This window comes from Bradyrhizobium sp. AZCC 1678 (genome assembly GCF_036924765.1).
GTDB lineage: Bacteria > Pseudomonadota > Alphaproteobacteria > Rhizobiales > Xanthobacteraceae > Bradyrhizobium > Bradyrhizobium algeriense.
Map to the genome: position 1 here is coordinate 7313329 of NZ_JAZHSE010000001.1, position 26013 is coordinate 7339341.

Annotated in this window: 28 protein-coding genes; 14 read left to right on the forward strand and 14 right to left on the reverse strand. The window is 62.6% G+C overall.

Annotated elements, in window-relative coordinates; translation table 11 throughout:
* Positions 1-15: 15 nt before the first annotated feature.
* Both V1294_RS34790 and V1294_RS34795 read left to right on the forward strand, forming a co-directional pair.
* The gene (locus V1294_RS34790; protein WP_247780866.1) at positions 16-294 is read left to right on the forward strand and encodes a type II toxin-antitoxin system Phd/YefM family antitoxin; all 279 of its coding nucleotides are present in this window, start codon (positions 16-18) and stop codon (positions 292-294) included.
* Positions 291-557, forward strand: a complete 267-nt coding sequence (locus tag V1294_RS34795; protein ID WP_334503658.1) for a Txe/YoeB family addiction module toxin — start codon at positions 291-293, stop codon at positions 555-557. Before V1294_RS34790 ends, V1294_RS34795 begins: the two co-directional genes overlap by 4 nt.
* Before the next feature lie 99 nt (positions 558-656).
* On the opposite strand, the gene V1294_RS34800 is transcribed toward V1294_RS34795, so the two are convergent.
* Entirely contained in the window at positions 657-1010 is a 354-nt protein-coding gene (locus V1294_RS34800; protein ID WP_334503660.1) for a DMT family protein, read from the reverse strand.
* A gap of 206 nt (positions 1011-1216) precedes the next feature.
* Between V1294_RS34800 and V1294_RS34805 the strand changes: the two genes are divergently transcribed.
* The 3 genes from V1294_RS34805 (at position 1217) to V1294_RS34815 (ending at position 3832) form a co-directional block, all read left to right on the forward strand.
* Entirely contained in the window at positions 1217-2029 is an 813-nt protein-coding gene (locus tag V1294_RS34805) for a PAS-domain containing protein (protein WP_334485078.1), read from the forward strand.
* Between the two features lie 115 nt (positions 2030-2144).
* Positions 2145-2606 (forward strand): GNAT family N-acetyltransferase, encoded by a 462-nt coding sequence (locus V1294_RS34810; RefSeq protein ID WP_334503662.1) that lies wholly within the window; start codon positions 2145-2147, stop codon positions 2604-2606.
* Between the two features lie 287 nt (positions 2607-2893).
* Positions 2894-3832, forward strand: coding sequence for an aldo/keto reductase (locus V1294_RS34815; protein ID WP_334503664.1), 939 nt, complete (start codon positions 2894-2896; stop codon positions 3830-3832).
* A gap of 167 nt (positions 3833-3999) precedes the next feature.
* Here V1294_RS34815 and V1294_RS34820 read toward each other — a convergent pair whose 3' ends face one another.
* The 3 genes from V1294_RS34820 to V1294_RS34830 all read right to left on the reverse strand — a co-directional run bounded on the left by V1294_RS34820 (position 4000) and on the right by V1294_RS34830 (position 7218).
* Complete coding sequence (locus V1294_RS34820) at positions 4000-4344, reverse strand: endonuclease domain-containing protein (protein WP_334485084.1); 345 nt, start codon at positions 4342-4344, stop codon at positions 4000-4002.
* A gap of 70 nt (positions 4345-4414) precedes the next feature.
* Entirely contained in the window at positions 4415-5650 is a 1236-nt protein-coding gene (locus tag V1294_RS34825; RefSeq protein ID WP_334503666.1) for a DUF1501 domain-containing protein, read from the reverse strand.
* A gap of 5 nt (positions 5651-5655) precedes the next feature.
* On the reverse strand, positions 5656-7218 hold the full coding sequence (locus V1294_RS34830; protein ID WP_334503668.1) for a DUF1800 domain-containing protein: 1563 nt from the start codon (positions 7216-7218) through the stop codon (positions 5656-5658).
* Positions 7219-7519: 301 nt separating this feature from the next.
* Between V1294_RS34830 and V1294_RS34840 the strand changes: the two genes are divergently transcribed.
* Positions 7520-8212, forward strand: coding sequence for an HAD family hydrolase (locus tag V1294_RS34840; RefSeq protein ID WP_334503670.1), 693 nt, complete (start codon positions 7520-7522; stop codon positions 8210-8212).
* Here the strand turns inward: V1294_RS34840 and V1294_RS34845 are convergent.
* From V1294_RS34845 to V1294_RS34860, 4 genes are all read right to left on the reverse strand, one after another.
* The gene (locus tag V1294_RS34845; RefSeq protein ID WP_334504947.1) at positions 8189-8836 is read right to left on the reverse strand and encodes a VOC family protein; all 648 of its coding nucleotides are present in this window, start codon (positions 8834-8836) and stop codon (positions 8189-8191) included. The two genes, V1294_RS34840 and V1294_RS34845, sit on opposite strands and share 24 nt — an antisense overlap.
* Positions 8837-9051: 215 nt before the next feature.
* Positions 9052-9228, reverse strand: a complete 177-nt coding sequence (locus V1294_RS34850; protein WP_334503672.1) for a hypothetical protein — start codon at positions 9226-9228, stop codon at positions 9052-9054.
* A 226-nt stretch (positions 9229-9454) separates the two neighbouring features.
* Positions 9455-10147: a glutathione S-transferase family protein gene (locus tag V1294_RS34855; RefSeq protein WP_334503674.1), complete on the reverse strand. Its 693-nt coding sequence runs from the start codon at positions 10145-10147 to the stop codon at positions 9455-9457.
* Positions 10148-10450: 303 nt separating this feature from the next.
* Positions 10451-11995 carry a peroxidase family protein gene (locus V1294_RS34860; protein WP_334503677.1) on the reverse strand — a complete coding sequence of 515 codons (1545 nt, stop codon included), beginning with the start codon at positions 11993-11995 and terminating at the stop codon, positions 10451-10453.
* Positions 11996-12463: 468 nt separating this feature from the next.
* On the opposite strand from V1294_RS34860, the gene V1294_RS34865 reads away from it, so the two are divergent.
* Entirely contained in the window at positions 12464-13351 is an 888-nt protein-coding gene (locus V1294_RS34865; RefSeq protein WP_334503679.1) for an SDR family NAD(P)-dependent oxidoreductase, read from the forward strand.
* A gap of 58 nt (positions 13352-13409) precedes the next feature.
* Here V1294_RS34865 and V1294_RS34870 read toward each other — a convergent pair whose 3' ends face one another.
* The 3 genes from V1294_RS34870 to V1294_RS34880 form a co-directional block, all read right to left on the reverse strand.
* Complete coding sequence (locus V1294_RS34870) at positions 13410-13688, reverse strand: hypothetical protein (RefSeq protein WP_334485099.1); 279 nt, start codon at positions 13686-13688, stop codon at positions 13410-13412.
* A 227-nt stretch (positions 13689-13915) separates the two neighbouring features.
* Positions 13916-14623 (reverse strand): glutathione binding-like protein, encoded by a 708-nt coding sequence (locus V1294_RS34875; protein WP_334503681.1) that lies wholly within the window; start codon positions 14621-14623, stop codon positions 13916-13918.
* Positions 14624-14904: 281 nt separating this feature from the next.
* Positions 14905-15405 carry an autoinducer binding domain-containing protein gene (locus V1294_RS34880; RefSeq protein WP_334504950.1) on the reverse strand — a complete coding sequence of 167 codons (501 nt, stop codon included), beginning with the start codon at positions 15403-15405 and terminating at the stop codon, positions 14905-14907.
* Here V1294_RS34880 and V1294_RS34885 point away from each other — a divergent pair.
* Positions 15404-15838, forward strand: coding sequence for a hypothetical protein (locus V1294_RS34885; RefSeq protein ID WP_334503684.1), 435 nt, complete (start codon positions 15404-15406; stop codon positions 15836-15838). The genes V1294_RS34880 and V1294_RS34885 overlap by 2 nt on opposite strands.
* 175 nt (positions 15839-16013) lie before the next feature.
* The gene (locus V1294_RS34890) at positions 16014-16766 is read left to right on the forward strand and encodes a hypothetical protein (protein ID WP_334503686.1); all 753 of its coding nucleotides are present in this window, start codon (positions 16014-16016) and stop codon (positions 16764-16766) included.
* A gap of 63 nt (positions 16767-16829) precedes the next feature.
* On the opposite strand, the gene V1294_RS34895 is transcribed toward V1294_RS34890, so the two are convergent.
* Positions 16830-17066: a hypothetical protein gene (locus V1294_RS34895; protein WP_334503688.1), complete on the reverse strand. Its 237-nt coding sequence runs from the start codon at positions 17064-17066 to the stop codon at positions 16830-16832.
* A 29-nt stretch (positions 17067-17095) separates the two neighbouring features.
* Positions 17096-17857, reverse strand: coding sequence for a sulfite exporter TauE/SafE family protein (locus V1294_RS34900; protein ID WP_108522006.1), 762 nt, complete (start codon positions 17855-17857; stop codon positions 17096-17098).
* 154 nt (positions 17858-18011) lie between these two features.
* Here V1294_RS34900 and V1294_RS34905 point away from each other — a divergent pair, with 154 nt between their 5' ends.
* The 5 genes from V1294_RS34905 (at position 18012) to uvrB (ending at position 23780) form a co-directional block, all read left to right on the forward strand.
* Positions 18012-18917: a LysR substrate-binding domain-containing protein gene (locus V1294_RS34905; protein ID WP_334503690.1), complete on the forward strand. Its 906-nt coding sequence runs from the start codon at positions 18012-18014 to the stop codon at positions 18915-18917.
* Entirely contained in the window at positions 18907-20130 is a 1224-nt protein-coding gene (locus V1294_RS34910; RefSeq protein ID WP_334503691.1) for an NAD(P)-binding domain-containing protein, read from the forward strand. The genes V1294_RS34905 and V1294_RS34910 overlap by 11 nt, the downstream gene beginning before the upstream one ends.
* Positions 20131-20266: 136 nt before the next feature.
* Entirely contained in the window at positions 20267-20479 is a 213-nt protein-coding gene (locus tag V1294_RS34915; RefSeq protein ID WP_108522009.1) for a hypothetical protein, read from the forward strand.
* 56 nt (positions 20480-20535) lie between these two features.
* Positions 20536-20691, forward strand: coding sequence for a hypothetical protein (locus tag V1294_RS34920; protein ID WP_442895406.1), 156 nt, complete (start codon positions 20536-20538; stop codon positions 20689-20691).
* Between the two features lie 113 nt (positions 20692-20804).
* Positions 20805-23780 carry an excinuclease ABC subunit UvrB gene (uvrB, locus tag V1294_RS34925; RefSeq protein WP_334503692.1) on the forward strand — a complete coding sequence of 992 codons (2976 nt, stop codon included), beginning with the start codon at positions 20805-20807 and terminating at the stop codon, positions 23778-23780.
* A 179-nt stretch (positions 23781-23959) separates the two neighbouring features.
* Here uvrB and V1294_RS34930 read toward each other — a convergent pair whose 3' ends face one another.
* Positions 23960-25942, reverse strand: a complete 1983-nt coding sequence (locus tag V1294_RS34930) for an adenylate/guanylate cyclase domain-containing protein (protein ID WP_334503693.1) — start codon at positions 25940-25942, stop codon at positions 23960-23962.
* Positions 25943-26013 lie beyond the last annotated feature (71 nt).

Below are 26013 nucleotides of genomic sequence, written 5' to 3' on the forward strand. Positions count from 1 at the left end.
CACGAGGTAGAAGAGATGGCGCACGTTTCTTACACTGAACTGCGTAACAACCTCGCGTCCTACATGGACGAGGTTTGCGATGATCGCGCCCCCCTGTTCGTCACCCGCCAGAATGCCCGCACCGTCGTTCTCATGGCCGAGGATGAGTATGAGAGTCTCATGGAGACCGTCCACCTCCTGAAGAGTCCCGCCAATGCAGTACGTCTTCTACGTTCCATCAAGGAAGCGGACGAGGGCAAACTAACTGAACGCGAGTTGATCGAGCCAACAAAGGCAGGTTCGGCCAAGGTATGAAAACCGCTTGGACGGAAGATGCCTGGCAAGACTATCTGCAATGGCAAAAGGAGGATGAAAAGATCCTCGAAGTCATAAACGGTCTAATCAAAGATATTAAGCGCCATCCGTTCAAGGGGCTTGGGAAACCAGAGCCCCTTAAACATGCGCTCCAGGGATGGTGGTCGCGCCGCATTTCAGGCGAACATCGCTTGGTGTATCGCGTTTCTGGAAAGGGTGACACTCAGCAACTCGACATTGCTCAGTGCCGCTATCATTACTAGCGGGCCATTTTTCCAGCTTTCTTTCTCTTTGCTACTTTCTCAGCCTTCAGAGGCTCATGCGGTTGAGCGGCGTTCCCCGAACACGCCGTTGCCATCAACTCACGCCCATTTGTGGAAAATCAAAAACGCGCCGAAGGCGATGAAGGCAAAGCCGAGCGCGTGATTCCAGCCCAGCGGCTCCTTGAGATAGAGCACCGAGAAGCAGGCGAACACCACCAGCGTGATCACCTCCTGCATGGTCTTGAGCTGCGCCGCCGAATACACCGCGCTGCCCCAGCGGTTGGCCGGCACCGCCAGCCAGTATTCGACAAAGGCGATACCCCAGCTCGCCAGCACGACCATCGGCAGCGGGCTCTCCTTGAATTTCAGATGGCCATACCAGGCAAAGGTCATGAAGACGTTGGAGGCGAACAGCATCAGGACCGGCAGCAGCGTCGGGGAAACAGTGGGCATCGATGTCCTCTTGCAATATGTCGTGCGGGCTCAACTTTCGGGTCTCTTAACCCGTTTCTCCGGCATTCGAATATCATTTGATTTCAAAAAAGCGAAAGCCCGCCGCATCCGCGCAACGCTCCCTTAAGACTGGCGGCAGAAAGGCGTGCACAATCGCAACAATCAGGCATGCTTGCGTCTTATTCCCGGCAAGTGACGAGAACGGCATGCAGTTAAACTGGCGCGCAATCTCCGGTCCGGCTCTTACGACAGCGACGGCGCTGGCAGCCTTCCTCGTCGATCGGCATTTCGTTCCTGTCCCCAATCCCGCGCCGCTGTTCGTCTGCATCGTAGCCCTTGCCGCTTCCGTCAGCGGCATCGTCTCCGGCATGGCCAGCGCCGTCATTGCGGTGGTGGCTTCCGCGCTGCTCTTCCTCAACCACCGCACAGCGCCCGGGTACGACATGTCGGACCTGGCGCGCATGCTGCTGCTGGCGGTGACCGCCGGCGGCACCGCGCTCATCACCGGCTTGCTGCGGCAGAAATGGGTCGATGCGTTCGCGTGGGAGAAGAAGCATCATGCCACCGCCGAACGGCTGTCGGCCGCGCTCGATCAGGTCGACATCGGCATCGTGCTGCTCGATGCCGATACCCGCGCCGAATTCATCAACCGCGCCTTCCGCGATTACTTCAAGCTGTCCGATGAGCAGGCCGACAGCAAGCCGCCCTTCATCGCGCTGATGTATCACGGCCGCGACACCGGCGCCTGGCAACTGCCGGAGGACGAATTGAACGCCTTCATCGCCAAGCGCACCGAAATGATCCGGGTCGGCGATTCCACGCCCATCAACATCGATCTCGCCGACGGGCAGGTGCTGCGCTTCATTTGCACGGCGCTGCCCGATGGCGGACGCATGCTGAGCTACACGCCGGTCACCGACCTCGTCCGCCACAGCGACGATCCCGGCAGCGCCGACTACTATCGCGCCCTGCGCGGCAGCTATCGCAGCCTTGCCCGCCACCTCGGCGCCGCGGAATAGCGGCGGCACACAGCGCTCGCTGCGACATTGATCCCCTCCTGCCCTGTCTGTAGTAATGAACGGGCATCCTTCTGCGCGGCCTCGACGCGCCACCCCGCTACAGACGGAATCCCGCATGTCCGGCGACCTCACCATCCGCTTCGTCACCCGTCAGGACTACGCGCAATGGCTTCCGCTGTGGGACGGCTACAACGCCTTCTACGGCCGCTCGGGTCCGACCGCGCTGGCGCCCGAGATCACGGCAATGACGTGGGCGCGCTTCTTCGACGCCTATGAGCCGGTGCATGCGCTGGTCGCCGAGAGCGGCGGCGAGCTGCTTGGGCTGACGCATTATCTGTTTCACCGCTCGACGATCATGATCGAGCCGAACTGCTATCTGCAGGATCTGTTCACGAGCGCGGCGGCGCGCGGCAAGGGCGTCGGCCGCGCCTTGATCAACGGCGTGTACGAACAGGCGAAGCTGGCGGGATCTTCCCGCGTCTATTGGCAGACGCACGAGACCAACCACACCGCGATGCTGCTTTACGACAAGGTGGCGGAGCGCTCCGGCTTCGTCGTCTACCGCAAGCTGTTCTGACACAGTTTTGTGAAGACAGTCCCGTCAGGCCGCCTGTGGATAAGTCCTGATGTCACCGCCGCGTAACAAAGCGCGGATAGGTTGCGCCTGCGTCTGATCAGGCCCCCCGTCTCAGATCACGCGCCCCAAGCGGCCCCCGTCAGTCGCCGCGTCTGACCGGGGCCGCATCTTTTTGTGCCGCATGGCTGCCAAGCGTGGCGGCCGATATTACAGCTGCTTGCGGGTCGAAGCCGTGCGGGCCACAATGCTGGCCCCCTCTCCCCGCGTGCTTTCCACAGGATCGATCCATGCAAATTCGCAACCTCGGCGGCTCCGGCCTGCGCGTTTCCGCCGTCGGGCTCGGCTGCAACAATTTCGGCCAGCGCACTGACCTCGAGACCTCGCGCAAGGTCATCCACAAGGCGATCGACCTCGGCATCACGCTGTTTGACACTGCCGACATCTATGCCGGCATGGGCGGCTCCGAGACCGTGCTGGGCACCGTGCTCGGCGACCGCCGCAAGGACATCGTGCTGGCGACGAAATATTCCAAGCCGATGGCAACCGACGGCACCAGGCAGGGCGCCTCGCGCCGCTACATCATGTCCGCGGTCGAGGCCAGCCTGACGCGGCTGAAGACCGACTACATCGATCTCTACCAGCAGCACGATTACGATTCGCTGACGCCGATGGAAGAGACGCTGCGCGCGCTCGACGATCTCGTCCGCCAGGGCAAGGTCCGCTATATCGGCAATTCGAATTTTCCGGCCTGGCGCATCGCGGAAGCGGAAATGATGGCGCGGCAGATGAATGTCAGCCGCTTCGTTTCCTGCCAGGACGAATACAGCCTGGTGGTGCGCGGCATCGAAAAGGATCTGCTGCCCGCGGCAACGGAATACAAGCTCGGCCTGCTGCCGTTCTTCCCGCTGGCCAGCGGCCTCCTCACCGGAAAATACAAGCGCGGCGCCGCCGCGCCCGACGACACCCGTTTCGCCAAGGCGCCGGCGCTGAAGGACCGCTACGTCACGCCGCGCAATGAAGACATCGTCGAAAAGCTGCAGGCGTTCGCGTTAGCCCGCGGCCACACCATGCTCGAACTCGCCTTCTCCTGGCTCGCCTCCCGCCCGCAAGTCTCAAGCGTCATCGCTGGCGCGACGCGTGTCGAACAGGTCGAGCAGAACGTGAAAGCGATCGGCTGGACGCTGAGCGCGGAGGAGATGGCGGAGGTGGATGAGATTACGAAGTAGCGGCATCGGCACTCTCTCCGCTCCCTCTCCCCGTCCTTCACGGGGAGAGGGTCGGGGTGAGGGGCACTCTCCGCGAGCCGTGAACGACGTGAGACCTGTACCCCCTCACCCGGATTGCTTCGCAATCCGACCTCTCCCCGCAAGCGGGGCGAGGTTGGAGCGAGTTTCTATTTCAAGAGCTCGGCCTGAATCGTGAGCAGCACGCCCTCGATATTTCCGAGCACATCATTGTTCCAGAAGCGGAGCACTCGGTAGTTCTCCTCCATCAAGCGACGATCGCGGATTGGGTCAGTTGCGGACTCACTATGCTGTCCGCCGTCGACTTCGATAACCAGCCGTTGCTCACGACAAACGAAATCGCAGATGTAACCGAGTATCGGCTGCTGCCTGACGAACTTGTGTCCATCAATTTGCCGGTTGCGAATGCGATTCCAGAGAACGGTTTCTGCATCGGTCTGGTTGCCACGCAGTCGTCTCGCGATTCGGATGGTCTTTTCATTGCGGCCGCGCATCGCCCTGCCCCTCACCCGCCGCGCAAGGGCGCGGCGACCTCTCCCCGCAAAGAGCGTGGAGAGGTTGAACCTACCCCACCAATCCCTGCATCGGCTTCACCGGCGCGCTGTCCGGAAACACATTCTCCGCCAGCACCTTCTCGGCAATCCCGAACTGGTCCTTCAGCACGCCCTTCATCACCGCGCGCAAGTCCGTGGTCGGCGCGAGGTCGCGGCCCTGATAGAGGCTCGCCGGCTTCAGCCCCGGCCAGTCCGCGATCACGCGGCCGCCTTTCACCGCGCCGCCGGCGACGAGCGCGATGGTGCCGGTGCCGTGGTCAGTGCCCTGGGTGCCGTTGATGCGCGCGGTGCGGCCGAATTCGGTGGCGACCACGATCACGGTGTCGCGCCAGCGTGGCCCCAGCCCGGTTTCGAATTCCGCCAAGGCGCCGTCGAGGCCACCAAGCAATTGCGCCAGCCGCCCGACTGGCCCGCCTTCATTGGCATGGGTGTCCCAGCCGTCGAAGGCGAGCGCGCCGATCCGCGGGCCGTCGTCGGCGGCCATCAGCTTGGCGGCGCCGCGCGCCACCAGCCGCATCGCAGCCACGCCATTGGTGCCGGGCTTCGGCTTCATGTCGTCGCCTTGCGCGGCCTTGTCGAGCGCCAGCCCCTGCTTCAACGCGCTCGCCAGCGCGGGATCGCGGTGTTGATAAAGTTCGACGAGCCGCATCGCGGTATCCTCCGCAGCCTGCGGCAGCGCGACCGGCGCCCAGCCGACAGTTGGCGCCGCGCCGCGCAGCACCAGCGGCGTGGTCGGGCCGACCGCAAGCCCGCTTGTCACCCGCTCGCCTTTCGGCAGGCCTTCCAGCGCGCGGTTGAGCCAGCCGGACTGCACCCGGCCCGGACCCGCAAAACCGCTTTCGAGCACGTCCTGCCCGTCGAAATGCGAACGGTCGCGATATGACGTCGCCACTGCATGGATCACGGCAGCCTTCTTCTCGCGATACATCCGCGCAAATTCCGGCATTGCCGGATGCAGCGAAAAGAAATTGTCGAGCCCTACAGCCGCGTTCGGGCCGCTCGACGACAATGCGATCGAACCATGCAGGCCGCCATAGTCAGGATCGCCAATCGGCGCGACGGTGGCGAGCCCATCGAGCGCGCCGCGCAGGATGACGACCACCAGCCGCGGATCGCGGCCGTCGGCGGCGCGCGCGAATTTCGGCAAATAGGCCCATGCCGCAAAGGAGGCGCCACCGAGCAATAGCGCGCGCCGCGACGTCACCAGCGATCGCATGTCCTCGCAGCAGCCCATTGTCGTTTCCATTGATGTCATCTCCTCTGGAATTCCGGCGACATCAACAGCAGCGCCAGCGCCTGCTGCCGCGATTCGGCGCGCTCGATGGTTTTCCGCGTCTCTGATGACGCCGCGTCCGCGGCAACGAGTTCGAGCAGGTCGCGCGGATCGACGCCGTCGGCGAGCCGGGAGGCGATCTGCGCTGAGATATCGAGCCGCAGCTTGATGCCTTCCGGCGCTGCCCAGGCCGCGTTCGTATCAGGGAAGCCGTTCGGCCCCGCGGGCGACCACAGCGGCTGGCCCAACGCGTTGAGGCCGCCGAGATAGCGGCCGGGATCGTTCGGGATCTGCGCGAGCAATCTTCCGGCCGCGACCAGGAATTCGTAAGGCGAGCGCATCTTGGAGAGCGGCGCCTTCCAGGCATCATCGGAATCCACCAGCGCCGTCGCCAGCGCCTTGAGATCGCCGTCGGTTCGCGTGAAGACGTCGGCGAGCCGCGCCACCAAAGCCGGCGGCGGATCGTCGGCCACGAAGTGACGCGCGAATTTGGTCGCGATGAATTTCGCAGTCGACGGATGGCGCGCAATGTCCGCCAGCACCGCCTCGCCCTGCCTGACGTCGGGGGCGTCGTAGATTTTTCCCATCACCCGCTGCGCGCCGGGCTGATGCGCGTTGGCATTGAACACGAAGCTGCCGGGCGCACCCAATTGCCCCAGCCTTCCCGCATAGGTCCAGCCCGTGATGATGTTCGCGAGCGACGTGACGTCCGCTTGCGAATAACCGCCGCCGACGCCGAGCGTATGCAGTTCCAGGATTTCGCGGGCAAGGTTTTCGTTCAGTCCGCGGTTGCGGTTTTTCCCGGCGCGCGAATCCGGGCCCAGCGATTGCTGGTTATCGAGAAAGAACAGCATCGCCGGATGCTGCTCGACCGCCTTCAGCATGTCGCCGAAACGCCCGAGCACGTGTGGCCGGATCGCCTCGCGCTCGAACGAGCCGGCCCACATCCGCGCCGGCCCGCCCTTGTTGGCGGAGATGCAGAAATGATTGGACCAGAACACCACCAGCCGCTCGGTAAATCCGCAATCGGCCATGACGGCCCGCTGCAGCCGCGCCAGCGCTTCGGCGCGAAAGGTTTTCTGGATGATGTTGAGCGGTGCCGGTGGCGGCTTTGGCGCATTCGGACGCATCGCTTCAGCAGGCGCCATGGCCGCGTTGGGGTTTTCCGGCGGTTTCGCCGGCTGTTCCTTTGACGGTTCTCTGGGCGCCATATCCATGGCGATGCTGTTGAGCGAAAGGTTTCGGCGCTGCGCTTTCGCATCCGGCGGCGGTTGACCTTCGGTGGCATGTGCCGCCGACTTGGCGGCGGCGTCGCGGGCCTGCTGGATCTCGAACTGATAGTCGAACACGGCCTTGCCGAGCGCCGGCGTCGACTGCAGTCCCGGCACTTCGAGCAGCACGCCATTGGGACGGGCAAGTTCTGCCTTGACGAAGCCGCGCGGATCGGAGGCGGCATTGAGAAAATCGCCGGATGCCCCGCCGCGCGCGCCCAGTCCGAAGCGATTGAGCGCAACAAGGGCTGCTTGCGAATCGCGGGCCATCGGATTTCCCTTAGAATTTCCCGGGCGTATAGTAGCTGCCGAGTATAACGCGCTTCAGCGTGAACCCGGGATTAATTCCGCGTCAGGATGCGGCCTCGTTGATGACAAATCGTTTGGAAAATCAGCCCACGCGCCGCCTCGCCTGCGCCGGATGCGGAACCGAATTCAATTGCAGCCTGTCCGGCCCCTGCTGGTGCAGCGACGAGGCGTTCCGCCTGCCGATGCCCACGGATGGCGACGATTGCCTCTGCCCGGATTGTTTGCGCAGACTCGCGGAACAGCGCACAGGCGCAGGCGTGACGTGAACGAGAAATGGAATGTCAGCGCCGTCCTCCTCGACATGGACGGCACGCTGCTCGACACCGAGAAAGTCTATTTCAACAGCCTGGTCGCGGCGCTCAATGCCGGTGGCTATGCCGATGACGCCGTTTCGCTCTGCCACGCCATGGTCGGCCTTCCCGGACCAGCCTGCGAGGCCATGCTGCTCGATCGCTACGGCAACAACTTTCCGCTCGCCGAGATCAACCACGCCTTCCTCGTCAATCGCGACAGATTCATGGAGGCCGGCCTGCCGCTCAAGCCCGGCACGCTGGAACTGCTCGACGGGCTCGCCGCCGCCGATTGCCCGATGGCGATCGTGACCTCGTCGTCACGCCGCTCCGCCGAGCGCAATCTTTCGCTTGCTGGAATCCGCTCGCGCTTCGACACCATCCTGACCCTGGACGATGTCGCGCGCGGCAAGCCGAGCCCGGACCTCTATCTCCTCGCCGCTTCGCGTCTCGGCCTCGCGCCACAGCTCTGCGTCGCGGTGGAAGATTCCAATCACGGCGTGACCGCCTCCCACGCCGCTGGCGCGATCACGATCATGGTGCCGGACATGGCGCCGCCGACCGACGAGACGCGCGCGAAATGCGCGGCCGTGCTGCCCGACCTTGGCGCGGTGCTGCAGATGTTGCGCGAGCGGTCGTCGTTACTCCGCCGGTCCAGCGAATAGCAGCAGATTGCCGTCCGGGTCTTTCACAATGAAATTGCGCGCGCCCCAGGGTTCCCGCCTCAGCGTCTGAAAGAACGTCACGCCCGCCGATTGATACGCGAGAAAGAGTTTTTTGATCTCTTCCGCGGTCGCGACCGTGAGCGAAGCGGCGAGCAACTCTTCGCGGTCGCGCAGTTCGGGATCTATCGGCGGTTTGGCGACGCAGCGCAAGTTGATCCGTGCCGCATTGCGCGCGACCTGGGCGTAAAATGGCGGCTCGCCATAGGTGAAAACCACGGTGAAGCCGAGCTTGCCCGTAAAGAAATCGCAGGACGCCTTGATATCGGCGACGAAGAGCTGCGGCTCGGCGGCGGTGATGACGGCTGCGGTGGAAGTGGTGTCTGCATGATCCGACATGGTCGAAAATCCTGTCTTGAGCGCCTGCCAGCTTTCAAAACCATGCTGCCGTGCGACCAGTTCCTGCGCATCGCTCAGGCGAAAACTGTGCGCGAGGATGTCAGGATCGGTCATCTGGCTGAAGCGGGGCAAGCCCGACCTGATCTGGGCGGCGGCCGGATAGTAACGGTCACGATGCCAGCGCAGGATGAGCTTGGCCTGTTTGCGAAGGTTTTCGAGATTCGGCATGGGCGCGGCTACGGTTGATGTCGCGTAGGTGGGCATTGCCCCTTCGGCCGAAAGCCGATGCGCCCTACATGCAGCGGGGGTCAGGATGCCGGGCCGTCTCGCGGCTGTCAATCGGCCTCTCGCGTGGCGCCCACGCTAGCGCCTGCTGCGCCGCCGCGTCATCGCAGCACCTACCAGAGAGGACGCTGCTGCGCCCGCCGTTTCTTTCTGGCGGACTAAGCGGCGTCTTTGGTCGCAATCAGCGTCCGCAGGTCGTCCGCCAGTTCGCGGTAATGCAAGCCGAGGCGCAGGTACAACTCGCGCTTCGCCCCATCCGTCGTCAGCTTGCCAATCAAATCGCATTCGGCAGCAAGAGTTTCAAACCGCTCCAATTTGGCTTCAAGGTCGGTCATGACACGCCTCCCCCTAACGGCTAGCAAGGAGATAAGACTACGCCTTCATTTTACGTCACAGCTAACATCGTTATCGGATAGAACTAATTTACAGCCTCGGCGATAGGCCGGACAGTCGCGCAATCATTGCCTGCTGATTTGCGTCAGCGAACGCCGTTGCTGCCGCCAACCGACGCCGCGATCGGCGCCGGCCGGCGATCTCGCCGGCCCACGCGCCCCGCTGACGCTACCCGTGATATCCCGGCGACTTCCGCGCCAGCCCATCAAACGCGTCAAACAGCCGCTCGCGCCAGGCATAAACCGGATCGTCCTCCAACAGCAGCTTGAACGGGCTGACCACCCGCGCCCACTGGAACGCGCCGAACACGATGTAGTCCGCATAGTTCGCCTTCGCGCCGCCGATATAGGCTTGCGTCCTTAGCGTCAGCCGCAACGGGTCGAGCGATTTGCGGAAACCTTCGACCGCCTTGTCGCGGCTGGCCATGATCTCTTCCAGCGGCTTGCCGAAACGCGCCTCGCGGCTTTTGCGGAAATAGGCCGCGTCCTCCGGCTTCAGGTTGAGCGGGATGTCGGCGATGATGAGCGGAAACATGCCGCCGATCACCCCGTCGCCCCACCAGTTCAGCATCCGCGCCATGGCGCGGCCGCCCTCGCCGCCGAACAGTGACGGCCGGTCCGGATAGGTGTCTTCGAGATAGTTGGCGATGGTCCAGGAATCGACGACCGCGCTATCGCCGTCGAGCAGCACCGGCACTTTTTCCGAACCATGCGGCGCGATCGCGCTTTTCTCGGTGAAGCACCACGGGATGGTTTCCGCCGACAGCCCCTTATGCGCCAACGCCATCCGCGTCCGCCAGCAGAACGGGCTGAAGGGGCGGGATGCGTCGGTGCCGACGAGTTCGAAAAGTTTGAGCGACATGGGCGACCTGTTCGAAAAATGATCGCCAGACTAGCCGTCATTGCCTGCGACAAACGCGAAGCGTTTGCGCAAGGGAGCGCAAGCGGCGACTTGTCCACCGTAGCCTTCGGCGAAGGCGGAAGCAATCCATCTATCCGTTATGCCGCGATATGGATTGCTTCGCGGAGCCTGTCATCGGGCGCGCAGTCGCGCGACCCGTTGGCTCGCAATGACGGTGGAGACGGAACATCGCCAGAGCGAGAACATCTCTGAAACGTCTGCGACTGCGCAGCTTTAGGCCGCGCAATCGCAGACCCGCAACACCTAGACCGTCGAGATGCCGTCGATCGGGCTGATGTCGCCGACAAACCTCAACAGATCGGCCATGGTGAAATCGCCAGGCGTCTGGGAGGGCATTGTCGGTTTCCAGTTCTTGCCCTTCAGCCACAGGAACGACTGACGGTCGCCGTGCACGAGGCCGACGAACACTTCCGCCACGATCGTGGCCCCGACCGGTCCGAGCTTTTCGCCGCCGCCGCGCTGCTCCGCTTCCTTGAGTATGTAGTACCAGAGCGGTGTGTGCTCATGCAGGCCGTGCTTCTTGGCCACCGCGCCGTCCGTTCCCTTCGCAATCTCGGCCGGGGTAAGCGGATTCTTGATCTTCATTGCCTTGGCGACATCCTGTCCCGACGGCAGCCCCAGCATCACGCCACGCTTCAGATTGCGGAACGGAAGACTGCCGCCACCGCCCGGCAGATCGTGCAACTGGGGTATCAGGAACGGATCGATCTTGCGCGAGGGATTGAGCCGCACATTGGGCGGATTGGCCGCCAGCACTTCATGATAGCGGCGCCAGTCGATGATCCAGTTGCTCGAAAGCACCGGAATCGGCAGCGGCGGCTGCACCGGATCAGGCGCGAGATCACCGATGATTCCGCCCGACAGGCCGGTGAATCTGAACAGCAGGTCGAGCGTGGCCGGAATGCCGCCGCCCGGCGTGAACTTGCGATTGTGGCTGTAGACCTCGCGCACCATGCTGTGGCCAAACCGGTACGCCGCCGCGGAGAACTCGACCGGCATGTAGGGCGTCTTCTTGAAGCGGTAGAAGCGGCGCCCCTGATCGAGGATCTTGGCGACGATCCCTTTCTCGGTGATGCGCTCCACGAGGTCATGCAGCACCATCCACTGGTAATGCCAGGTCACCATCTGGCGTGCCTGCGCAAATATTTCGCCGGTCGGCACCCCGGACGCCGCGAGATGGTCGCAGACCTTGTTGTGAAACTTCAGCATTGCCAGGTGGGTCTGCGCAACGACGAGATTTTCGTCATTACGATGATCGCCGATCAGCGCGAAGCCTTCCGCGCTGCGCGGCAGGTCGTTGCGCGGCGTGATGGTTACATCGTCAACGCTGATGGTCTTGCCGATCAAAAGTTTCGGACCGGGCGTCTTGCCGTCGGCATCGCCGGGATTGCGCGCGTAAAGCTGCCGGCTGCCGTCAGGGCCGAGACCGTAGACACTGTCGAGATCGAGCGCCGGTGTACGGAAATTCTCGACCGCGGTCGGGTCGGCTTCCTTGTCTCCGAACGAGGTGAGATCGAGCGTGATATCGTGATCGACGAACTGTCCGAGATAGGTAAACCCCGCGGGAATCTTGGTGTTGTTGCCGGCGGCATCGCCCGGATTGGCGTCCTTCATCGCGTCGGCAAGCTCTTTCAGCGGAGCGTCGTCGACGGCGAGTGGTTCGAGATTCGGGAACATTCGCCCGAACATTCCGGGATCGTCGTGCCCGGAAAGCGAATCCAGAAATTGTCGGGTCGGTTGGCGGCCAGCTTTGCCATGGCCAGGCTGGACATTCACTTGTGTTGCCATCACTTCCTCCAATCAAAAAATGTTGGGAGAAGAGGGGTACCGGTGTGTCGCGGTGTCAGGTCAATAAAGGTTCAGGTAAAATTAGCTCGATACCCCTCGAGAGGGTTCAATCAGCAAAACCCACCTCCAGATTGTGGCCAATCGGAGCGCGGTGCCAGCGGTTTATTTTTCGATTTGTGTGACCAGCTTCACTGACTGGGGCGTTTCGTCATTCAGCGGATTCGCAGGCCTGGCTCGAGTTGCTCCATGATACGGCCGACGCGAGCTAACACGCCCGATGGCTACCTTCTCGGCTCATACCGCATCGCCACGTAAGCGTACCACAGATCAAGGACGGTTACGGGAAGGACCTGAACGACTGACGCCTCACCTCATGCCCATGGTAATCTGGCTTTGCTAAAGCGCCCCAGCATTTGGTGTCGCGGTCGCACGGAGGGGCGTTGAATCTCGTCGGAAGAGGATATCGAGATGACTGAGCGAATTTCGTTGGAGGGGAAGGTCGCGGTTGTGACTGGCGCAGGCCGCGGGCTCGGGCGGGCATACGTCGAGCTTCTCGCTGAACGCGGTGCCCGGACCGTGGTGAACGACCTGGGGACCGACGTATCGGGGTTCGGGAAAGACTCCACGATAGCGGAACAGGTGGCCGACCTCATTCGGTCACGTGGAGGCGAGGCAGTCGCGAATGACAGCGATATTTCCACCCCTGAAGGTGGCAGTGACCTGATCGCGGCGACCATCGAACATTTCGGGAGAATAGACCTTCTCGTGAACAACGCTGGTATCTGTGGAAGCCAGCTATTCGAGGACGCCACCCTTGACGATTTCGATCACTATTGGCGCGTGCACCTCGGCGGGCCGGTTAACACGGTGAAGGCTGCTTGGCCGTATATGGTCGCACAGCGCTATGGGAAGATCATCCTTACGACGTCAGTCAGCGGTCTGTTCGGACTACGTGGCCAAACCACCTATGCGGCGGCCAAGTGCGCAGTAGTCGGATTGATGCGCATTCTTGCAATTGAAGGTGCTGAACATGGGATACTCGTGAACACCATTTCGCCAGTCGGGTACACAAGGATGCACCCGGCCGCGGGATCCCGCCTGTCTGAAGCAGATGGAAGAGCCAGCATGCCGGTTGAGGCTGTTGCGCCGGCGATCGTCTGGCTGGCAAGCGATAGTTGTTCGGAGACGAACCGCATCTACAACGTGGGAGCTGGAGCAATCCAACGTATCGCTATCGTCATGGGGCTTGGCTTCTACGATGCACATCTGACACCCGAGAGCATCGCCAAGAACTACGCCAAGGTCGAATCGATCGAGGGCTTCTCCGAACCGGGTCCGTTCGAGCCGAGTTCGTAAGCCGCCGCCGCACGGTCTCGGCCGACGCCTAGCGAGATGACGATTCGAAGAAAAGTCATCACGCTCTGGGTGCGATGTCGAACTCTTTGCGCAACTCGGCATCGGTGTAGAAGCACACGCCGCCATCGAGATCGCGCACCAGCCATTCACCGAGATACACGATCTGCGTCCCGCTTTGCCTTTCATGCCGAAGCTCGAGGTGCCCGTCCTCGCTTCGCTGCAGCGAGCAACTGGATTGGACCCAGTTCGGCCAGTCGTGCAGCGGCTGTCCGGTGAACTGCCAGGCGATCAACGCCACGTTGGTTGGACGTGGCTTCAACTTCAGTGTGGTGTTCACAATCGTCTCCGAAAGAGTGAGTCCTGCGGTCTGATAACGTCGGGGCCCGGCAAAAGTTGAGCGTTCAGGCCGCAATTCTCGCCGCGATTCGCCGATATTGCCTATGCGTCTTTGGGATAGATATCCGGGATTGAACGGACGAATCCTTCAATCCCATTATGGCGGGGCGATGGATACGCGGGGCCTGGCCCGCGCATCGCGGATGAATTTGCCGTAAGGGGACGCGGCTACCGCACCACCGCCGCGGTCTGACCGAACAGGATCCTGCGCTCCTCCTCGGTGCGGTTGACGGGCTGGCCGAAATTCGGATTGACCTCTTTCGCCTTGGCATAGGCGCGCTCCGTCGCGGGCCGGGCGCGGATGGTTTCCAGCCAACGCTTCAGATGCGGGAAGTCGTCGATGTTCTGGTCCTGGTTCTTGTAGGGCACGACCCAGGGATAGCTCGCCATGTCGGCGATCGAATAGTCGCCGGCGATGAACTCACGATCGGCGAGGCGCTTGTTGAGCACGCCGTAGAGCCGGTTGGTCTCGTTGACGTAGCGGTCGATGGCGTATTTGATTTTCTCTACCGCGTAATTTCTGAAGTGATGGTTCTGCCCTGCCATCGGGCCGAGCCCGCCCATCTGCCAGAACGTCCACTGGATCGCGTCATAGCGGCCGTAGAGATCGGCGGGAAGGAATTTTCCGGTCTTCTCGGCGAGATACAGCAGCATCGCACCGGACTCGAAGATCGAGATCGGCTTGCCCCCGCCCTTCGGCTCATGATCGACCATCGCGGGAATCCGGTTGTTGGGCGCGATCGCCAGAAACTCCGGCTTGAACTGCTCGCCCTTGCCGATGTTGACCGGAAAGATCTTGTAGGGCAGCCCGGCCTCTTCGAGGAACATCGTGATCTTGTGGCCGTTCGGCGTGGTCCAGTAGTAAAGGTCGATCATGGGGCGATCCTGCTATGCGTTAAAATTGTTGTTTTCGCAAGAAAGATGCGACTGCATGAATTTGGGCGGATCGCGGGCGCAAGTCAATTGGCGCCGGCCCCGCGCGCGCGAATGTGATGGACGCATGGACGTGGGGGCCCGCCTACCGCAACAGCCGGGCAATTCGAGAGGCAATCTGTCGCGCGTAAAACAATGATGAAGGATGGCTGGTTTGCGTACCCGGTGGCGGTCGGCACAAGCCACTTATTTGCTGGCGGTCTCTCTCCGGAGCAGGCAGATGATCATCGAACAAGGTCAAGTTGGATTGCTTTGGCAATCGTTTGCTCGAGTGTAGAACAGTTCAACTTCCGCTTTGCCGTTCGAAGGTAAGCATGGACCGCACTCGTGGACAGATCGAATGATGCTGCCATTTGACCAGGCGCCTTACCTTGCAACAGGCCTTCAAGGCACGGCCTCTCCCGAGCTGAAAGTGGCCTCAGTACTTCGTTGGAGCGCAAGCCCGCAAGCCGCATCGCATGGTCGTGAAAATAGTCGGCCAGCAAACGAAAATCCTTGAGGTATGTGAACCGCCACCGGTGCCAGTGCTCATCAGTAGCGTGCGCTGAGATTGAGAAGAGCGCTCGTTCTCCGGCTGGCCCGCGGATAGGCAAGGTAAATCCATGCCGGCCAACACCATAACGCTCCGCTTCCGCGAAGAAGTGTCGGGCCTCTTTCGTGTGATCGAACAACAACAGCAGCAGATCCGCCCGGTGCAGCGCCTGCGACGGAAAGAGGGCGACCATGGTTTCCACGATGAGGGCTCTACGGACAATTTGCGCCGGGGTTTTCCTGACCGGCATTCTCGCGATTGCGGGCTCGGGGGCGGCTTCCGCACAGGTAACCGCAAGCTTCAATCCCATTACGAACCAATTTGGTTCGACCATCACGCTTGATACGGCTAGCTGCTCGCCAAGCGGATCAATCTTTCCGACGTTCTCGATCAACAACAACGGAACCGGAAGCGGCACCGGCACCTCGAGCAATGGCTCGATGAGTTGTACCGTCCGATATCAGAGCGGAAGCTTCGGCTGCCAGTTCCAGATGCAGGTCAGCACATTCAGCTCGGGCTTCGCCACCGCTGGCGCATACAAGGGATCCGGTGGGCGGCCGCAATGCAGCGTAGTGACCACCAGCGGACCCGGTGACAACTTTACGGCCAGCTTCAAGATGCAATGAAACGCTACGGTAGGGCGCCTTCGGGTGCCCTACCACCACTTAGTGCAACATTGCGAGCCACAACTTAACCCTTCATTAATCAGCGCCCGCGAACCTATTGTAATTCTTCAGATTGTAGCGGTGCATGGATCTTGTACGCTCTTTGCAGGATTCAGCTTCTGAAATGAGGATTCCGATGAATACCGCAGTTACGACTGGCTCATCATCCGCTTACGCAAAGGCAGCGCAGCTACCTGGGGGCGGTGCGGGTCTCGGCAAAGCGCTGGGCAATGAGAAATTCGGCCAACCTTCCGCGGGCAATGATGCCGCCGACAGCCTTGATCTTTCGGACCATGCCAAGGCGATTCTCGTGCGCGCCAAGACGGACCAGGTCGCGGCCGACAAGCTGACGGCGTTCCTTCAATCCGCAAAGGAAAGCGTCACGGGCAAGCAGGCGCCGGCATCCAAGGATGGAACGGCGGGAGGAGAGCCCTCAAGCGCTGGTGATTTTGAAGACGCGGTTCTCGATCGATTGATCGAAGCCCATAGGAATGCCGACGGGACGGTGAGAAACTACTCGGCGGTTGCTCGCGACGTCTTTACGCCGGCCACTTCGGCGCAGCAGGTCAGCGATTGGTACAAAACGAATGGACAGGCTTATATTGACTCGGCGCAGGCGAGGCCCACCGAGTGGGGTACGAGTCTTGCTGCCGCCGTCCAGGCTCGCGAAGTTACTTTCCACAGCGCGGCTGATTTCGCCGACCTGAATTTCCACAACACCTACACATTCGAAGGTGGCGAGGGTGGTGGCTCGGCGAATGTGGATTTCACCTACAACCGAAACGCTTCCATCTTCAGTGATCCGACTACCAATTACCTTGTCTCTAGCGACGGGACAGTGGTTTCCTGGAAGAAGGCTGAGGGGGGCGCCGCGGCATCTTCGACATAGGTCGGAGACATTCGAATTCTCGAAGGGCGCCGAGAGGCGCCCTTTTCAGATCTGTCGGGTATCTCAGGCGGCCCGGCCGTGCTCTCGCAAAAATTTTGCGCCATTCTCGGTGATCGCGACGCGCACGCCCTGCCCGGCCGCCGGCTGGCGCGTGACATAGCCGCGATCGACGGCGTCCTCCCAGATGGTCAGGCGCGGGCATGAGGTGCGCCACGTCTCGATCACCTCGGAATAAAGCCGCGGCTCGCGGCCGATCCATTCGACGAGGTCGAGCACCAGTGCGTCGGTGGCCTCAGTCATCAGCGCCTCCGCATCAGAAGTGGTTCAACTCAAAACGCCATCGCGTTCGTTCGCGTGAACAACAGCCAGCCGCCGTAGAGGATGTAGTAGCCCGCGACCGTCGTGATCAGCCGGTTCGCCCAGGTGCGGAATTGCACGTCGCTCATCGCCTCCAGGATGCGCCGCGCCAGCGTGGTGCCGAGCATCGAGGCGGCGATGGCGACCGCCGCCAGCACCGGATCGAGCGTCGCTGCCTGGTCGACGATGCCGCCGAAATAAATCAGCTTTGTGAGATGGCTCGCGACCTGGCAGGTAGCCTTGGTGGCGACCACTTCGCGGCGGCCGAAATTGCCGCCGAGAAAGAAGGTGTCCATCAGGGGACCGGAGACGCCGGTCATCAGCATCAGGCCCATGCAGATGAAGCCGTAGAACGAGCCCTGCCAGATGCTGTCGGGATTGGGCTTGATGTTCTTCGGCATCAGCCGCGCCATGAACGGCGTCACCCCGAGCAGCAGCAGCGCGATCGGCTTGTCCGGCACGTAGCGGGCGATCGACCACACCCCGAGCGCCAGCGCGCAGCCGATCAGATAGACGAACACCGGCCGCCAGCGGATATGCGCCCGCCACAGAAAGGCGCGCCAGCCGTTCGAGGCCATCTGCGTGATCGCATGCAGCACCATCGCGGTGGGCAGCGGCATCAGCATCAACAGCACGCCGATCAGGATCATCCCGCCGGCCATGCCGAACAGGCCCGACAGGAACGCTGTCGCGACCATCAACGCACCGAGGGCTGCGATCATCAGGGGCGTCAAGAGAAGTCTCCTGTATCAGCGCGGCCCAGACCGAGGTCCCGGCGCGGAATAGTCTCCCTCGCACCGATTCAACCACAGCTATTCTTCTGCCTCGCTTGTGACGCGTGCGCAAACTGAGTTATCTTGCCCTGGCATCAGTTTTCCTGAGGGTTATGTGCGGCGGCTGCTCTTTCTCAACGGTATCAAGGCGTTCGAGGCTGCCGCCAGGACCGGCAGCTTTGCCGCCGCCGGCACTGAGCTCAACGTATCCGCCGCCGCGGTCAGCCGGATGGTGCATCTGCTGGAAGAGCGGCTGGGGGTGGCGCTGTTCGAGCGCAAGGCCAACCGCCTCGCCACCACGGCGGCGGGCCGCGCCTACCAGAGCGGGCTGACGCCGATCTTCGATGCGCTGGCGAGCCTGACCGCGCAGGTCACCGTCCCCTCCAGCGTGCGCGTGCTGACCATCGGGGTCGGCCCCACCTTTGCGATGAAATGGCTGATCCCGCGGCTGGCGGATTTTCGCAAACAGGAGCCGGATATCGACGTCCGCATCACCACCGGCGGCGCCGCGGTGCCGTTCGGCGAGGACTGGAGCTGCGGCATCAAGCTCGGCGACGGCGAATGGCCCGGCCTGATCGCCGAGCCTTTATTTGCCGCCGACCTGCTGCCGGTGTGCGCGCCGCGCCTTGCCAGTCAGCTCAAACGCCCCGGCGACCTGAAGGGGCCGACGCTGCTGCGGGTGGTACATTCGCCCGACGATTGGCCGTCGTGGCTCGAGGCCGCCGGCACGGCCCGCATCACGGCCCGCGGGCCGGAGTTCGAATTTTACGGCCAGGCGCTGCAGGCCGCCGTCGACGGCCTCGGCATCGCCATGGGCATCCGCCCCTATATCGACGACGACCTTGCCGCCGGCCGGCTGGTCGCGCCATTCGCGTTAAGCGTGCCGAAAGGCATGCGCTGGTATCTGGTGTATCGCGGTTTCAGCACCGCCCAGCGCGATTTCGCTGCGTTCCGGCGCTGGATTGTCCGCGCCGCGGCGGAGCCCGCCACACGCCGCAGGGGCCACAGACATGCCGGATGAAAAGATCGAGACGCTGGTGATCGGCGGCGGCCAGGCTGGCCTCGTGATGAGCCACCGGCTGAAAGAGCGCGGGCTTTCGCACCTCGTGCTCGAACGCCACCGGATCGCCGAACGCTGGCGCAGCGAACGCTGGGACGGGCTGAAATTCCAGTTTCCCAACTGGTCGGTGCGGTTGCCGGATTTTCCGTTTCCGCACAGCGATCCGGATGGCTTTGCAAACACGGACGACATCATCAAATTCATCGAGGCCTATGCAAAATTCGTCAGCCCCCCGATCCGCTGCGGCGTCGCGGTGACGCGGCTGTCGCGGCGTGACGGCGCGGGTTTCATCGCCGAAACCACTGGCGGCACGATCACGGCGGATAATGTCGTGATCGCCACCGGTCCCTATCAGCGCAACCTCGTCCCGGACATGCTGCGCGATCATCCCGTGTTCCAGGTCCATGCCGCCGACTACAGGAATCCCGGACAGCTTCCGCCGGGCGCGGTGCTGGTGGCCGGCGCCGGCGCGTCGGGCGCGCAGATCGCCGAGGAATTGCTGCAGGCCGGCCGCCGCGTCTACCTCTCGATCGGACGGCACCGCCGCCTGCCGCGCCGCTACCGCGGCCGCGACCTGATCTGGTGGCTCGCCGAGATGCGCCTCGATCAGGTCTCGCCGGAGGAGCGTGGGCCCGCGCGCCTGGGCCCTGTCATTTCCGGCGCCTATGGCGGCCGCACCATCGATTTCCGCAACTTCGCCGCCGACGGCATGATCCTGGTGGGACGCATCGAGGCGGCGCATCGCGGCGTGATCGAGATTGCACCCGGCCTTGCCGAAAGCATGACCGATGGCGATCTTGTCTACACCACCTTCCTCGATACGGTGGACGCATATGTGAAACGGCGCCGCATGGAGCTGCCCGAAGACCCCGACGCCCGCGCCACGTTCGCCGACCCGCCTTGCGTCACCGCGCCGCTCACGCATCTCGACCTCGCGGCCGAAGGCATCTCCGCGGTGATCTGGGCCACCGGCTACGGCGTCGATTTCAGCTGGATCGATCTCCCCGTTCTGGACGCGCGCGGCGAAGCGGTCCATCGCTACGGCATCTCGGCGATGCCGGGCCTGTATTTCCTCGGCCTGCAATGGCTGTCGAAGATGAACTCCTCGTTCCTGTCGGGCGTCGGCGACGACGCCGTGGTGCTCGCCGATCATATTTTGGCGCGGCGCCTCTAACCTCGCCCCGCTTGCGGGAGAGGGAGTCGATCGCATCCGGGGAACGCCAAAAAGTCCAGGACATGTGAACCCGTTCACATTTGCCTTTGCCGGACCATGCTGTTCTCGTCCCATGGGCAATTCCGGGGGACACGCCATGATCTATGGTGGCTTTGAAATTCAGTCGTTCGAAGCAGGGAGAGGGCTATGGCACGCCAGGATTCAACGGGCCGACCAAGAGCCGGTGGTGATCGACGGGATGGCGTTTCCAACGCTCGAAGTCGGTTTCGCGTGGTCGGATCCGGAAGCGGCGATTGCGGACGCGAAAGCCCATATCGACCGTTTCAAGCCGCGGTTCGCGAATCCCTAAGCACCGCCGGCGGAATCTCCCTACCCCTTCCCGAACAGACCCTGCAGGCGACGCCGGTGCTCTCGAACTGCCCGGATTGCAGCGCCTCGCTCGCCGTGCTGAGCATCATCCCCGGCCGCGCCAGCGCCGAATACTGGACCATGCGGTGCATCCGCTGCGGCGGGATTCATCTGGATATCGTCAAACCCTCGACCGCCCCGCTGACGGCGTAAGGCGCGGCGGTTCCAAATCGGCTTGCTGACATCTGCTGACATAACGACGTGCAGCATCGCGCGCGAGGCCGTTTGCCCTTTTCTCGCTGGCTGACTCATCCCATATTCGCCGCATGGCGAAGAAACCCGACAGCCCCAAAAAGCCCGGCAAAACCCCGAAATCCAAAGCCCACCGGCCGGACGTGCAGCCGATCGGCCCGGCGCTCGCCGAACTGCTCAATCCCGCGATCAACCGCGGCGATGCCGGCATGGGCTCGGGCACCGGCCTGCAGCCGCCGCCGGACAATTCGTGGGACCGCCGCGCCGGCGGCGAGGCCGCAGCGCATCGCGCGCGCGCCTCGACCAAAGGGACGAGCGATGACGTCGCGAAACGCGATGCGTCCAGAGAAGGTCTCGAAGAGGCCCCGCAAGCCAATTACGGCACCTCGGCGACCATCCCGACGCTCGACCCAGAACTCGCGCGCCAGCTCGGCCTGCCCACCGCGGAAGACGACGACGAAGCCCTCGCCCGTCCGCCGCGCAACAAGATGGAGGCGCTCGGCGTCAAGGCGACCGCCGACGCGCTGGAAAACCTGATCCGCGACGGCCGCCCGGAATTCAAGGGCGATGGCGGCCAGCTCAAGGTCTGGACGCCGCATCGGCCGCCGCGCCCGGAAAAATCCGAAGGCGGCGTCCGCTTCGAGATCAAATCCGAATACGAGCCGAAGGGAGACCAGCCGACCGCGATCGCCGAACTGGTCGAAGGCATCAACCGCAACGACCGCACGCAGGTGCTGCTCGGCGTCACCGGCTCGGGCAAGACCTACACCATGGCCAAGGTGATCGAGGCCACGCAACGCCCCGCCATCATCCTGGCGCCGAACAAGACGCTGGCAGCCCAGCTCTACGGCGAGTTCAAGAGTTTTTTCCCCGACAACGCAGTGGAGTATTTCGTCTCGTACTACGATTACTACCAGCCCGAGGCCTACGTCCCGCGCACCGACACCTACATCGAAAAAGACTCGTCCATCAACGAGCAGATCGACCGCATGCGCCACTCGGCGACGCGCGCGCTCCTGGAGCGCGACGACGTCATCATCGTGGCTTCGGTCTCCTGCATCTACGGTATCGGCTCGGTCGAGACCTATACCGCGATGACATTTGCCCTGAAGAAGGGCGAGCGCATCGACCAGCGGCAGTTGATCGCCGACCTCGTCGCCCTGCAATACAAGCGCACCCAGGCCGACTTTACCCGCGGCACCTTTCGCGTCCGTGGCGACGTCATCGACATCTTCCCGGCGCACTATGAGGACCGCGCCTGGCGCGTGAACCTGTTCGGCGACACCGTGGAAAATATAGAAGAATTCGATCCGCTCACCGGCCACAAGCAGGACGATCTCGAATTCATCAAGATCTACGCCAACTCGCACTATGTGACGCCGCGCCCGACGCTGGTGCAGGCGATCAAGTCGATCAAGAGCGAATTGAAGCTGCGGCTCGACGAACTCAACAACCAGGGCCGCCTGCTGGAAGCGCAGCGGCTGGAGCAGCGCACCACCTTCGATCTCGAAATGATGGAGGCGACAGGAAGCTGCGCCGGCATCGAAAACTATTCGCGCTACCTCACCGGCCGCCGGCCCGGCGAGCCGCCGCCGACGCTGTTCGAATACGTCCCTGACAATGCGCTGGTGTTCGCCGACGAAAGCCACGTCACCGTGCCGCAGATCGGCGGCATGTTCAAAGGCGACTTCCGCCGCAAGGCGACGCTCGCCGAATACGGTTTCCGCCTGCCCTCCTGCATGGACAACCGTCCGCTGCGGTTCGAGGAATGGGACATGATGCGCCCGCAATCGGTCGCGGTGTCGGCGACCCCGAGCGGCTGGGAGCTGAACGAAAGCGGCGGCGTGTTTGTCGAGCAGGTGATCCGCCCGACCGGCCTGATCGATCCTCCCGTGCACATCCGCCCGGCGCGCACGCAGGTGGACGATCTCGTCGGCGAAGTCCGCGCCACTGCTGCGGCCGGCTACCGCTCGCTGGTCACGGTGCTGACAAAGCGCATGGCGGAAGACCTCACCGAATATTTGCACGAGCAGGGCATTCGCGTGCGCTACATGCACAGCGATATCGACACCATCGAGCGCATCGAGATCATCCGCGACCTTCGCCTCGGCGCGTTCGACGCGCTGGTCGGCATCAACCTCTTGCGCGAAGGTCTCGACATTCCCGAATGCGCGCTGGTCGCGATCCTCGATGCCGACAAGGAAGGCTTTCTGCGCAGCGAGACCTCGCTGATCCAGACCATCGGCCGCGCCGCGCGCAACGTCGACGGCAAGGTGATCCTCTATGCCGACCAGATGACCGGCTCGATGGAGCGCGCCATTGCCGAGACCGACCGCCGCCGCGAGAAGCAGGTCGAGTACAACACGGCGCACGGCATCACGCCGGAGAGCATCAAGAAGTCGATCGGCGACATCATGAACAGCGTCTATGAGCGCGACCACGTGCTGGTCGAGATCGGCGACGGCGGCATGGCCGACGACGTCATCTCCATCGGCCACAATTTCGAAGCGGTTCTCTCCGACCTCGAAACAAGAATGCGCGAAGCCGCCGCCGATTTGAATTTTGAGGAAGCCGCCAGATTACGCGACGAAGTCAAACGCCTCCGTGCCACGGAGATGGCCGTGGTGGACGATCCCACCATCAAGCAGCGCGGTGTCGCCGCCAAAGCGGGTGCTTATGCGGGCACCAGGAAATACGGCGATGCGGCGAATTTGCCGACGTCAGCGATGAAGAAGCGCGGCGGCGCCTCTTCTTCACCCTCCCCTGGAGGGGGAGGGTCGCGCGCCGCAGGCGCGCGGGGCGGGGTGAAATCTCTCGGCAGCGGCGGTCCCTCGACCTCGCGCGTCCACAAACCCCACCTGGACGAAATGCATGGCCCGGAATCCCTGCCCTACCGCCCCGGCAACGCCAAACCGCGCAAACCCGAGCCCGACAGCGGCAGCAAAATCTTCCAGCCAACCGACTCGCGCCAATCGGGTCCCGAGTTCGGCCCCGCCCCGCGATCGAGCGGCGGTGCGCCGGGACATCGCGGCGGGTGGAAGAAGAGGTAGTTGCTGTTCGCGGAACGAGTACCGATCAATCCGGGTCACGTCGCCCAGCGAAGTCGACGTCCGCTTCCCTCCCAACGCGACGTAGTCACTGCGTAGCAACGAAACGGCGCGATGTGTCCGAAGGACATCTTGTCACTCCTCTTGTCTGCCCGTAAGCAAGCAATGAAGATTCTTGTCCCTCATTGCTCGCGAACGCCGGCCTTTCTGAGTCCATCCAGGATGTCGTCGTACTCACGACGGAACTGCGGATTGCTCGAACGTGCGTAGCCCATTTGACGGGACCACTGGACCGTGAAGTCCGGTCGGATTGCATTCAATTCAGCTAACGTTTGCTGGGCCTTTTCCAATTGGCCAGTGGCTCCATAAGCTGAAATCAGATCCACATACGGCAACCAGTCCAATTTGTTCAGATTGATCGACCGCCTGCATTCCGCAACGGCTTGGTCATATTGGCGCACATGCACGTGAGCATGACAGAGGAAGAAGTGCCAAGCGCCAGCGGACGGATCTTTGGGGCTTAGGCGCAAAGCGATCTGAACTGGGGAGAACGCTTCGCGCGCGCGTCCCGCCGTGACAAGTGCGATTCCCTTTGATGCGTGCGCGCCCGGCGAATTAGGGTCGATTTCCAGAGCGGCGTCGAATTCAGGCAACGCCCCCTCGGGATTTCCGTATATCAAAATGTTTCCCTTGGTTACGTGCGCGTTTGCACTCGCCGGGCGTTTTGCAAGAACTTGATCAACTAAGTTGGTCGCGATCTTTTTGTCTTCCATCACGGACGTTGACCATCCGTTGAGCACGCCATTGGCTATGCACCACGCTTTCCCGAGCATTGCGTCAATGTTGTCCGGATCGAGGCGCAACGCGCTGTCAAACAAGTCCTTTGCCTGCCCGTTCGTTACCTTGGTCTGAGGCCCATAGACCTTCGCCCAGCCGCGCATGCTGAAATCCACAGCATCTGGATTCGTTGACGGGTCCATTAGGCTGCGCCGGCTTTCGGCCTGGATGAGTTCGACGTTGAGAGAGCGGGCGAGCCGCGCCGTGACCTGCTCCTGCAAGGCGGTGAGATTCATCCGATCGCCGTCAAAACGATCCGACCAGACGTCGCGACCGGTCGAAAGGTCCGCAAGCGACACGTTCATCCGGACCCGATCTCCGGCCCGTTGCACGGCGCCCTGTACGGCCCATCGAATACCAAGGTCCTTGCCGAGCGTCTTGAGATCGACCTGCTTGTTCTTATAGGTAAAAGCCGTCCCGCGCCCGATCACGAATGCACCGGGCATCTGTGCGAGGTCGGTCGTCAGGTCAGTCGTAATACCGTCCGCGAAATAATCCTGCTCCGGATCGTTGTTGAGGTTCGCAAAGGGCAGGACGACAAAAGACAAGCGGGGAGCGATTTCGGGCCGGGCCGCTGCCTCTCTCTGCGTCTTTTGTCCTTCCTGCAAAGCATCAGTGCGGACCGTCTTCCCGACATGCCAATAGACGACGAGGCCGCCGGCCACCGCAGCGACGACTGCAAGCGCGCCACCGACATGCGCTAAACGCGCTCGTATCCGCCCCGTGGAACGACGAGGCGGTGACAGCGTGCCTTGTCTTGCGCGTTCAGTCTGGGTAGCCGAGCCAGGTCCATCCCTGATCATGGCATAGGCCCGCACCGGGCGGTCGATATTCTTGAGATTCTGCTCGCCCAGATCGGCGAACTCAACGCTGACCTTGCCCCTGACTTGATCGTAGGCCGAGGCTGAGATGCAGACGCCGCCCGGTTCTGCGATACTTTCAAGCCGCGCCGCAATGTTAACGCCGTCTCCAAAGATGTCGTGGGGCTCGACGATTATGTCGCCGATATTGATGCCCACACGGAAAGTAATGCGCCTATCTTCAGCATCTCCGATTGTCAGTTCGTCAATCCGGGTCTGGAACTGTACAGCAGCTCGGATGGCTTCGACGGCGCTCGAAAACTCCGCCAAGAGCCCGTCGCCGGTGTTCTTCACGACGCGGCCGCCGTGGTCGGCAATCGCTGGTTTTACACCGTTCGCTAGGAGAGTGGCCAGTTTGGCGTGGGTCGCCTCTTCGTCATGGTGCATCAACCGCGAGTAGCCAGCCACGTCGGCGGCCAATATCGCCGACAGCCTCCGCTCGACTCGGTCTGGCCGCTCCTGCACCATGCCTGCGATCCAACCTAGACGCGATTTGTACAACGGGTCACCTGGGATGGCTATACGGGCAAATGTCGCAA